The organism is Acinetobacter sp., from assembly GCF_039596015.1.
Lineage (GTDB): Bacteria > Pseudomonadota > Gammaproteobacteria > Pseudomonadales > Moraxellaceae > Acinetobacter.
In genome coordinates, this window is record NZ_JBCNKN010000007.1 from 131779 (window position 1) to 142368 (window position 10590).

General features: G+C 41.4%; 10 protein-coding genes. 2 read left to right on the top strand and 8 right to left on the bottom strand.

Features of this window, described 5'->3' with window-relative positions; translation table 11 throughout:
• Positions 1-5: 5 nt before the first annotated feature.
• The 8 genes from ABDV70_RS09265 to tviB form a co-directional block, all read right to left on the bottom strand.
• Positions 6-626: a sugar transferase gene (locus tag ABDV70_RS09265; RefSeq protein WP_343597272.1), complete on the bottom strand. Its 621-nt coding sequence runs from the start codon at positions 624-626 to the stop codon at positions 6-8.
• Between the two features lie 184 nt (positions 627-810).
• Positions 811-1953, bottom strand: a complete 1143-nt coding sequence (locus ABDV70_RS09270) for a glycosyltransferase family 4 protein (RefSeq protein ID WP_343597244.1) — start codon at positions 1951-1953, stop codon at positions 811-813.
• On the bottom strand, positions 1950-2984 hold the full coding sequence (locus tag ABDV70_RS09275; RefSeq protein ID WP_343597245.1) for an NAD-dependent epimerase/dehydratase family protein: 1035 nt from the start codon (positions 2982-2984) through the stop codon (positions 1950-1952). The genes ABDV70_RS09270 and ABDV70_RS09275 overlap by 4 nt, the downstream gene beginning before the upstream one ends.
• Complete coding sequence (locus tag ABDV70_RS09280) at positions 2981-4087, bottom strand: glycosyltransferase (RefSeq protein WP_343597247.1); 1107 nt, start codon at positions 4085-4087, stop codon at positions 2981-2983. The genes ABDV70_RS09275 and ABDV70_RS09280 overlap by 4 nt, the downstream gene beginning before the upstream one ends.
• 9 nt (positions 4088-4096) lie before the next feature.
• Entirely contained in the window at positions 4097-5179 is a 1083-nt protein-coding gene (locus ABDV70_RS09285) for a glycosyltransferase family 4 protein (protein WP_343597248.1), read from the bottom strand.
• Positions 5176-6135 (bottom strand): glycosyltransferase family 2 protein, encoded by a 960-nt coding sequence (locus ABDV70_RS09290; protein ID WP_343597249.1) that lies wholly within the window; start codon positions 6133-6135, stop codon positions 5176-5178. Before ABDV70_RS09290 ends, ABDV70_RS09285 begins: the two co-directional genes overlap by 4 nt.
• 10 nt (positions 6136-6145) lie before the next feature.
• Positions 6146-7414 (bottom strand): oligosaccharide flippase family protein, encoded by a 1269-nt coding sequence (locus ABDV70_RS09295; RefSeq protein ID WP_343597251.1) that lies wholly within the window; start codon positions 7412-7414, stop codon positions 6146-6148.
• A gap of 8 nt (positions 7415-7422) precedes the next feature.
• Entirely contained in the window at positions 7423-8700 is a 1278-nt protein-coding gene (gene tviB / locus ABDV70_RS09300; RefSeq protein WP_343597253.1) for a Vi polysaccharide biosynthesis UDP-N-acetylglucosamine C-6 dehydrogenase TviB, read from the bottom strand.
• A 291-nt stretch (positions 8701-8991) separates the two neighbouring features.
• On the opposite strand from tviB, the gene ABDV70_RS09305 reads away from it, so the two are divergent.
• Complete coding sequence (locus ABDV70_RS09305) at positions 8992-9681, top strand: FKBP-type peptidyl-prolyl cis-trans isomerase (RefSeq protein ID WP_343597254.1); 690 nt, start codon at positions 8992-8994, stop codon at positions 9679-9681.
• Between the two features lie 56 nt (positions 9682-9737).
• On the top strand, positions 9738-10430 hold the full coding sequence (locus ABDV70_RS09310) for an FKBP-type peptidyl-prolyl cis-trans isomerase (RefSeq protein WP_343597255.1): 693 nt from the start codon (positions 9738-9740) through the stop codon (positions 10428-10430).
• The last annotated feature ends 160 nt before the right edge of the window (positions 10431-10590 follow it).

Genomic DNA, 10590 nt, shown 5'->3' on the forward strand with positions numbered 1-10590 from the left:
CACTTTTAAGACTTGGTTTGTTTTGATGAATCTGGAGCATTGCCCGTAAATAAAGATGGTCCTACATGCCCAGGGGCATTAATGCCTTCTTTTCTTGACATCACGGAAATTGTTTTAAACATAATTTTAAAATCAAGGATGACATTATGATTATCGACATACCACACATCGTATTTAAATCGATCTTCATAATCGAGTTCATTGCGACCGCTAATTTGGGCGAGTCCTGTCATTCCTGGACGTACTTCCAAACGGCGTGCCTGTTCTGGCGTATAGTGTTCAACAAATTCTTTCAGCATTGGGCGTGGGCCAACCACACTCATATCACCCTTGATTACATTCAGCAGCTGAGGCATTTCATCAAGGCTAGTCGAACGTAATTTTTGTCCGAAGGGGGTGATGCGTAACTCATCTGGAAGCGCATTTCCATGTGGATCAATCGCATCTTTCATCGAGCGGAATTTCATCATTTTGAATAACTTGCCATCTTTCCCCGGACGTTCCTGATAAAAAAAGATGGGGGATCCCAAATTCTTTTTCACTTTAAACGCAACATAAAGAAAAACTGGAAGTAAAATCGTAAAGGCAATTGATGCAATGATAATGTCTACTAAGCGTTTAAGCATGTTCTGTTCACTCATAAACCAAATATAGCATCCATCTATAAAAAAACATGAAAACGACACATCCCTTCATGTCAACTCATCAGCAGCCAAAGTGCTGTGATAAGGGGCTGATATTTTATCAATAACTCAAGGAAACTACCATGCTATTTATTGTACTCTCTCTACGAAAAAATAGTTCACGGTATTAATGCGTTATTTTTATTGCATTCAGCATCTGCTGATTCACTTTTTTCACATCGTATTGATCTAAAATGATCTGACGGGATTGTGCTGCCATCATTTCAATTTTTTCAGGATGATCAATCAATTGCTGCATCACGGTTGCCAAAGCAGCTACATTTTGTATTGGTACTTTGAATCCGTTTTGTCCATCAACCACAGTTTCCTTACAACCAGGCGCGTCTGTGGTAATAATGGCTCGCCCCATCGACATTGCTTCGAGTACCGAACGCGGAATCCCTTCGCGATATGAAGGCAAAACAAAAATATTAGCCTGCTCAATCGCAACACGAACATCCGCCAATTTGCCCCAGTACTGAATCAAGCCTTCACTCATCCAGCCGTCTAATTGTTGTTGTGTAATAGCTTTCGGGTTTTCGTCAATCCAACCCACCAAATGAAATTCAGCCTCAGGATATTGCTGTTTGACCTGTCGAGCAGCCTCGATATATTCGACAACACCTTTATCTTTTAATAGCCGTGCCACCATTAAAAAAATCGGTTTCGCCTGCCCATTTTCATTATAAATCAGTGGTCTTACAGTAAACTTCTCAACATCAACACCCGAACCATTCACAATACTGCTCGGAATATTGTCTAAATGCCCAAGTTGCTGAATCAACGCCAAATCATCTGGATTTTGGAAAATCACCCGAGTTGCTTTGCTGAGTGCAAAATGAAAAATCTGATCAAAGACTTTTTTAACGTATTTAAATGCGCCTTCAGTATTGTCTTGCTGAAAGGCAAATCCTAAACCACTCAATAAAATATAGCGTTCAGGAACACCCGCAAAATAGGCCGCAATGGTGCCATACAGCACAGGTTTGATGGTGTAACTTAAGACTTTTTGAGGTTGAATTTTTTTTAAGATTTTATAAATATCATAAATAGTTTTTGAATCTTCAATAGGGTTGGTTCCCATTTTTTGCATTGAAAAACCATGTAATTCAAACCCCAAGCCCTGAAAATGTTGCTGATCTTCAGGATAACTTTCAATATTGGGCGCAAGGATATGAATGTCATAACCTTGTGCTGCAATTTCATTGAGTAAATCACCACGGAAGTTTCGAACAGTATGTAAGTCATTCGAGATAATACAAAACTTCATGCTTGACCTTGTAAATGCTGTACATACCACGGCATTGCCTGTTCAATACCCTGCGCAATATTAAATTGCGGTGCATAACCCAATAGGGTTTGAATCTTAGAAATATCCGCCTGCGAATGTCGCACATCCCCTGCACGAAAATCCCGATAGATCGGAGCTTGAGTATAATTCACGCTATTTTTTGCCAGCGTTTCGGTCAACATGTTAAACAGTTGATTTAAATCGGTACGCCCACCAACCGCCACATTATAAATCTGATTTAGTGCGGCTGCATTGGTTGTGGTTGCTGCCAGCAAGTTGGCCTGTACTGCATTGGCAATATAGTTAAAGTCACGACTGGTCGAGCCATCACCATTGATATAAACCGTTTCGCTCTGAATCATGGCCGCTGTCCATTTTGGAATCACGGCAGCATAGGCGCCATCTGGCGTTTGACGTTTGCCAAAAATATTAAAATAACGCAGCCCAATCGAGTTAAAGCCATAACAGCGCTGGAATACATTGGCATATAGCTCATTGACGTATTTTGTGACCGCATAAGGCGATAAAGGATTGCCAATTACGTCTTCTTGTTTTGGCAATGCAGGATGGTCGCCATAGGTTGAACTGCTGGCAGCGTAGACAAAATTTTGTACATTTGCTTCTTTGGCTGCCACCAACATATTTAAAAAGCCGTCAATATTCGACGCATTGGTTGCAATCGGGTTTTCAATCGAACGTGGAACTGAACCCAATGCTGCCTGATGCAACACATAGTCCACGCCTGCACATGCTGTTTTGCAGTCATCCAGATAACAAATATCACCCTGTATAAACTTAAAATTTTGCCATTGTTCAGCAGAAACAATTGCCTGTACTTCGTCTAGGTTATGCTGAAATCCTGTCGAGAAGTTATCTAACCCGACCACAGTTTGATTCAGCAACAATAATTTTTCTAATAAATTCGAACCGATGAATCCCGCAACGCCTGTAATTAACCAGATTTTCGGTTGTTGTTGTAATTGTTCACAACAGGTTTGATATTGATTCATACGACTGTGCTCTTTCTTCCCACGTTATACAGTGCCAACCAGTGTTCTAGCATGTGTTGCATCGAGTATTGTTCAATCACCCGTTGCCGATTTTGCTGTCCGAGTTGGGCTTTTTCATGTGTAGATAATTGTACTGCTTTCAGCATTTTTTTGCTGAGCATTTCTGAATTTTGTGGTGGTACTAACCATTCAGGTTGTCCCAATACTTCACTGACACCACCACAATCGGTAGCAATCACCACACGTTCACAGCTCATGGCCTCGGCAACCACCAAACCAAACCCTTCCCAAGCCGATGACAGCACAAAAACATCTGCCATCGACAACAAGGCAGATACGTCTGATCTTGCCCCTAGAAAATGAATCTGTTGTTGCAAGCCCAACTGCTGCACTTGTTGCTCTAATGCCTTGCGCAGAACTCCATCACCCACAATAAATAATTGTGCCGAAGGCGTTGTGGTCTGTAATTGCTGAAATGCCTGAATCAAGTTTGGATAGTCTTTTGCTTCCATTAAGCGCCCCACCGCCATCAAAACAGGCGTGTCCGCACTTAATGCAAACTGTTGACGCAATTGTTGACGTGTCTGCGCTGCATATTGAAACTTTTGAGTATCAATGCCGTTGGTCACGGTGGTGCTATGCTGCTTGCCAAAGGCTTTTTGTTCGATAAAAAATGCGGTAGCTTCTTCACTGACATTGGTATTCAAATCACTTTTGGCATCTGTCAGGCGATATAACCATTGCCGAACCTTACCGCCAATGGCTTTACTGTGTGCTGTAGAAATCAAGTATGGGATTTTTGCCTGTTGGCGCAGTAATCTGGCAAATAAAATGGCATGAAACATATGTGCATGCACAATATCAGGTTGAAACTGTTGCATGAGTTTGATGAAACGCTGACGACTCTGTTCAAAATTTGACACTGAGGTTAAGCCTAAATCTAACAACTCAATGTCTGTATGTTGTGGTCGAACCGCTATTTCACCCCGCAAATACGCAATTTTGACTTGATGCCCAACTTCAACCAATTGATCCGCCAGACTGGTCACCACTTTTTCTGCACCACCTAAACCCAAACCTGTGATCAATAGCAAAATTTTCATGGTTATCTCTCAGGCTTGGGCAAATAGTTGTTGCCATTGTTGCACAATTTTGGAAATCGCATAATTTTGTACAAGCTGCTGATTTTTCAGTGTAAGCTGCTGATATTGTTCAGCAGTTAAAGCCATCATTTGTTCAAGGGCTGCTGCCAAAGCAGTGACATTTTCCGCTTCAATTAAGGGGTTAGCACTGTCTTTTAAAATTTCACGTGGGCCGATAGGACAGTCAAATGACACAATTGGCAGCCCAAAACTCAACGCCTCAAGCAAAACCATACCAAAACCTTCAAAGCGTGAGCTTAAACAGTAAATCGATGCCTGCGCATATTGTGCTGCAATCTCGGAGGTAGCCGCGATCCACTCGACTTGTTGTTCTAGCTTTAACTGTGCAGCTTGCTGCTTTAATGCCTGTTCCTGCTCGCCACTGCCCACAATCCGCAATGTCCAGTCAGGGAATTGCTGCACCACCTGTTGCCATGCTTGCAGTAACAAATCAAAGCCTTTTTCAGGGCGCAACCGCCCCACCGCCAATACGGTTTTAACAGCTTGGCTTGGAAGTTGTTCTGCAACTTTAAATGGCGAAGGATTGGCAATCGCCCACATCTGCGCACGAATATGGGCAATGCCTTGCTGCCACAACTGCCGATCATGTTCGGTTAATGTGACAACTGCATCGGCATAACGTGCGGCCCAGACTCGCCCGACACGGCGTAATCGAACGCCTAAATCGACTTCAAAATTAAAATGTTCCCAACAAATATGCTGGACGTTTAATCCAAAGAGCGCAGGCACAGTAAAAATACAGGAAATACTATCGACCACGACCAAATGCTGAATCTTGTTTTGTTTTACAAAACGACGAATCTTGAAAATCGTCGGCAATAAATGACGCTTCATGGAAACTGCATGTGGGTACAACGCCTGATTTTCAACGCGGGCATCCAAAGCGAAAAAAGGTTGATTTCCCTGAGACAAATTTAAAATACAAACCTGTTCGCCTTGTGCTACCAATGCGTTGGCAACCAAGGTGGTGACACGTTCCGTACCGCCCGATAAGTTCAGGTTTCCAATCAGAAAACAGATTTTGCCTGTCATTTTTTCAAACCTAAACGACGCAAGGTTCGATCAAACAACAAGAACCACACGCCATATTGTAAAAACAGGCGATTACCGCGATTGCGTAAAATATCCATCTGAATATGCTGCTGTTGAATCTGCTGTTTTAACGCCTTCCAACGCTGCTGTGCCACGCCAAGACCATCTAAGTTTAAAATGTCCATGATATGTGACTGACTTACCGCAATCAGGGTTGCGGCAAGCTCAGGATGTTGCTGAATATGCTTTAAATAAAACAGCGGTACACCGCCTAAATCATCAATATTTTTGCGGGATTTGGTTGCAGTAATACCTGTTGGATTAATTCGATAATTGATTAAAACCGCAGGGCTAAAATAAGCTGTTTTGGCAGCAAAAAATAGAAATGGCGTGGTGTAAGCATCTTCGTAGTTTTTACCTACAGGAAAACGAATATGTCCAAACAAACAGGTTTTATAGACCCGCAGCCATGCAAACCATGCCGAACGATTTGACAGCTCGATAAGAATATCCCGATCAATGGTTTGTAAGCCTTGTTTAGACATTGGATGCAAAAACGGAATGATATGCCCTGCATCATCAACACGTTGTACTGCAAACTGAATAATGTCCGCCTGTGTCGCAATACCTTTAAACACCTCGGCAAAAAAGTTCGGGTTTAAATAATCATCGGAGTCTAGAAACGCCACATATTCGCCTTTTGCTTCGGCAACGCCTGTGTTGCGTGCGCCACTTAGCCCCTGATTTTTTTGGCGAATGATTCTAAATTGTTGGCGGATCTCATCGGGCTGGTGCTGTAAAAATTGCTTGGCTTTGGCAATCGATTGGTCTGGACTACCATCATCCACCACAATCACTTCAACCTCAGGATAAGGCAACTGCTGACAAATACTGGTCAGGCATTGTTCGATATATTTTTCAACATTATAAACAGGGATAATCAAACTCAGCAGCATCGGCTTATTCTCAGCGTTTTAAATAAGTAGAAGGTTTAAAGATGCGAATATGCGTGTCTAAAATTAAACCCTGCTTATAAAAGTAATTAAATACAGTTAAAGACAAAATTTCTGTCGCTAAAATGGCAAAAATTGCGCCATATAAAGAAAAATAATGAATTGCCGTAAACGTCACCAGCACATTAAAGGCAACAAGTAACATGGTTTTATGGTGTAAATAATCATACGCATTAAACTTGATCAGGTATTTTTCCGCCACAGTCGACATACCTGAGAATAACGTCACAAATACCGCAATAATTAAAATATCATTCACTTGCTGATATTGTGGCCCATATAACCATTCAATAATCCAGTGACCAAACAGCGCAAAAAATACCGCCGCTGAAGATGCAATCACGATCACCATCAGGTTTAAACGTGCCACCATGTTTTGGCTGCGTTCAAAATCTTTTTCCGCATAGATTTGCGTGAGGAACGATGAAATAAAAGCATTTAAAACAAAATAAAAACTGCTGCCCAAAGTCATTGCAACCGAATAAATTCCCAAGTCATGCTGAGATTTCATCCCCAAAAATAGCTGCGAAGTCTTGGTAAAAATCGCAATCGACAGGGTATATAACACCAGTTTGCGCCCAACTTTGAGCACATAACCTCGATATTGCTGGAGTTTTTTAGAAATTCGCTGTGCATCTGTCAATTTTTTACGGGCAAAAATCATCCGTCGCATTAAAAATGGCACAAGCGTTACCAGCACAATTGGTAGGCTTAAATAACTCACAGGCAATTGTAATTTGGCAATGCCATAACGCACAATCAGACTGACTAAAATGGCGACGATATTACATAAGGTATTAAACTTGGACTGCAAAGTAGCATTAAAATAAATGCTGTATGCCGTGTCATGCAGTGAAAAATAAATGGCAATGCACGCTGCAACTGAAAAAATAAAAGTTAGTTGGTCTACCGTAAAGTAGAGATAGAGCAATACTGCACTACCAAAAATCGCAAAAAATACATTTCGCAAAAACCGAGTTGCATAAATAATATGCTCGCCTGTTTTTCGGCTCTGACTGGTTTTTTGGAAAATAAGATTGTCTGATCCAAATAATGAAACTGTCTGCACAATCGCAAAAATTGAAGTCGCAAAGGTCAGTTTCCCAAAATTTGCAGGGCCAATATAGCGGGCAACAAATGACGTGACAAAGATCAAACCAAAAATGGACAACAGCTTTTCAGCCATCATCCATAATGAATTGAGATAAACTTTCTTACTCATTGATAAAATTACAAACGAATATCAACGCTGTCTTTATCAAGCACATATTTCAAGTCATATAAAACAAAGTTCGCCTTACATAAATTCGCAATGTCTTCACGGCTCAATGTTTTAAACTGATGATGTGCCACCGCCAACACTACTGCATCATAATAATGATGTTTTAGTTCAGTGGTCAGTTCCAAACCATATTCATGTTGCACTTCCGCAGCATCCACCCACGGGTCATGCACGTCAACTTCAATATGGTATTCCTGCAATTCCTGAATAATATCGATAATGCGTGTGTTACGAATATCTGGGCAGTTTTCTTTAAAGCTTAAGCCCAATACCAGAACTTTCGCCCCTTCAACCTGAATGCGTTTTTTGACCATGGTTTTCACCAATTGTGTCACCACATATGCCCCCATGCCATCATTTAAACGGCGACCCGCCAAAATGATTTCAGGATGGTAACCAATCGCCTGTGCTTTATGGGTCAAATAGTAAGGGTCAACGCCAATACAGTGTCCACCGACCAAGCCTGGACGAAACGGTAAAAAGTTCCATTTGGTGCCCGCAGCCTTGAGCACGTCTTCGGTATCAATTCCCATTTTATTGAAAATTAACGCCAACTCATTAATGAGTGCAATGTTGACATCACGCTGCGTGTTTTCAATCACTTTTGCCGCTTCGGCAACCTTAATGCTTGGGGCTTTATGTGTCCCTGCACGAATAATCAGGTTATAAACCTCATCGACAACATCTGCGACTTCAGGGGTTGAACCCGAAGTAATTTTTAAAATATTGGTCACGCGGTGTTCTTTATCACCCGGATTAATTCGCTCTGGGCTATAACCTGCAAAAAAGTCTTGGTTAAAACGCAAACCTGACACTTTCTCCAAAACAGGAATACACACTTCCTCGGTTGCCCCCGGATAAACCGTTGACTCATACACCACGATATCGTCTTTTTTCAGCACTTTACCAATGGTTTCTGAAGCCTTCACCAATGGGGTTAAATCAGGTTGTTTATATTCATCAATCGGAGTAGGCACAGTAACAATAAAGAAGTTACAGTCTTTTAAATCATCGACTTGAGTGGTATAGCTTAAATGCATCGCCTGTTTTAATTCTTCTGGCGAAGTTTCAAGTGTATGATCTTGGCCACTTTTCAGTTCTTCAATACGTTTTTGCTGAATATCAAAGCCGACTGTTGCGACCGTTTTACCAAATTCGACAGCAAGTGGTAGTCCCACATAGCCTAAACCGACAATCGCGATTTTGAGTTGATCTCGTTGCAACATATACCGTTCGATCCTAAGCAATGGATAAAAATCAGCCAAACTTTCATGGCCTAAATGCATGTGTTTAATGATAACAGAAATGGCTTTTCTTGTTCTGATAAAAACACGCAAAGTCACACGCAGTCTAGATATGAGTTACAGTTTTAAAACATGTTTTTCCTAGTTCAACGACAGCTTTCACTGAAAAATGATAGCCGTTTGGTTACAATACGTTATATGCTAACCCATTACGATGTCTGCACAGTGAGTGCCGCATCTCAAACAATGATATAAATTTGGAAACCGTAGCTCATGAGTAAAGCGTTACCCGTTGCAATTGCTGTTATTTTAGGTGGTGCGGCACTTGTTCCTGTCTATTATGCCACTCAGCACCCTGCTTCTGCTTCACATAAAAAAGACGGTTCAACTCAACCTGTCGATGTCATCAGCTATGTTGAAGGTTACAAAATTGGTAGCCAAATGCCAGCAGATGTTCAAGTAGATCATTTTGCGGATGGTGTCCGTGATGGTCAAAAACATGAAAAGCCTGCTTATAATGACGAACAATTGAAACAAGCATTCCTTGCATATCAAAAAGAAATGCAATCTAAAGCAAATTCTCTACAAGAACTGAATAAAACTTTCCTTGCAGACAATGCGAAAAAACCGGGCATTAAAACCACGGCTTCAGGTTTACAATATCAAATCCTAAAAGAAGGTACTGGTAAAAAACCAACTGCAGATTCGACTGTAAAAGTGAATTATGAAGGTAAATTGGTTGACGGTACGGTCTTTGACAGCAGTTACCAACGTAATGAACCTGTGGAATTTCCTTTAAAAGGCGTGATTCCAGGATGGATTGAAGGTATTCCATTAATTAAAGAAGGCGGCAGCATCATGCTGTATATTCCTGCCAACCTTGCTTATGGTGAACAAGGCAACCAATCTATCCCACCAAACAGTGTGCTGATCTTTAAAGTCGATTTACTTCAAGTAAAATAACATTCTCATCTATGGAGAGTTTCTACTCTCCATAACTACAATCAGGAATCAATATAATGAAAAAAATCCTTGGCTTAGCCTGCGCTCTTTCTTGCCTCACCCCTTCTGTCTGGGCAGCAACTGCCATTAATGGTCAAAGTCCGCTTGCTGACCAAGCAGGTTACAGTTTTGGTTATTTATTAGGTAAAAGTAATACCGAAGCACTTAAGGGCTTAAATTTAGATGCCTTTATTCAAGGTTTAACGTCAGCATCACGCAATCAAACGCCTGCGCTTTCTGAACAGGAAATGTCGAATGCGTTGGGTCAATACAAAAAACAGGCTGAAGCGCACGATTTACAAACACACCAACAACAAGCACAAATCAATGCCCAAAATGGCGCAGCATTTTTAGCTCAAAATGCCAAAAAAGCGGGTGTCGTGACCACTGCATCAGGTTTACAGTATCAGGTGCTTAAAGCAGGTACAGGCAAAAGCCCAAAGAAAACCAATACAGTTGAAATCAATTATGAAGGTCGTTTGATCGACGGTACTGTTTTTGATAGTTCGATTGCACGTCAGCAATCTGCCGAGTTCCGTGTCAGTGATGTGGTTCCTGGTTTTTCTGAAGGGTTACAAACCATGAAAGAAGGCGGAAAAACACGCTTCTTTATTCCCTCAAAACTGGGCTATGGTGAAATTGGCGCAGGTGATGCCATTGGGCCAAACAGCACGCTCATTTTTGATGTAGAACTGTTAAAAGTAAAATAATTTTTTGTGTTAAAAAAAGCCTCTTACGAGGCTTTTCAGACTGCTGACAAAGGTTGTTCCCACAAGGACAACCTTTTTCTATAATGGAAAGATGCTGAAATCTAACTCGACCCAACAAGAAATTGAGATGGTGACACTCGATAGCCTCGTGCCCAAAGAT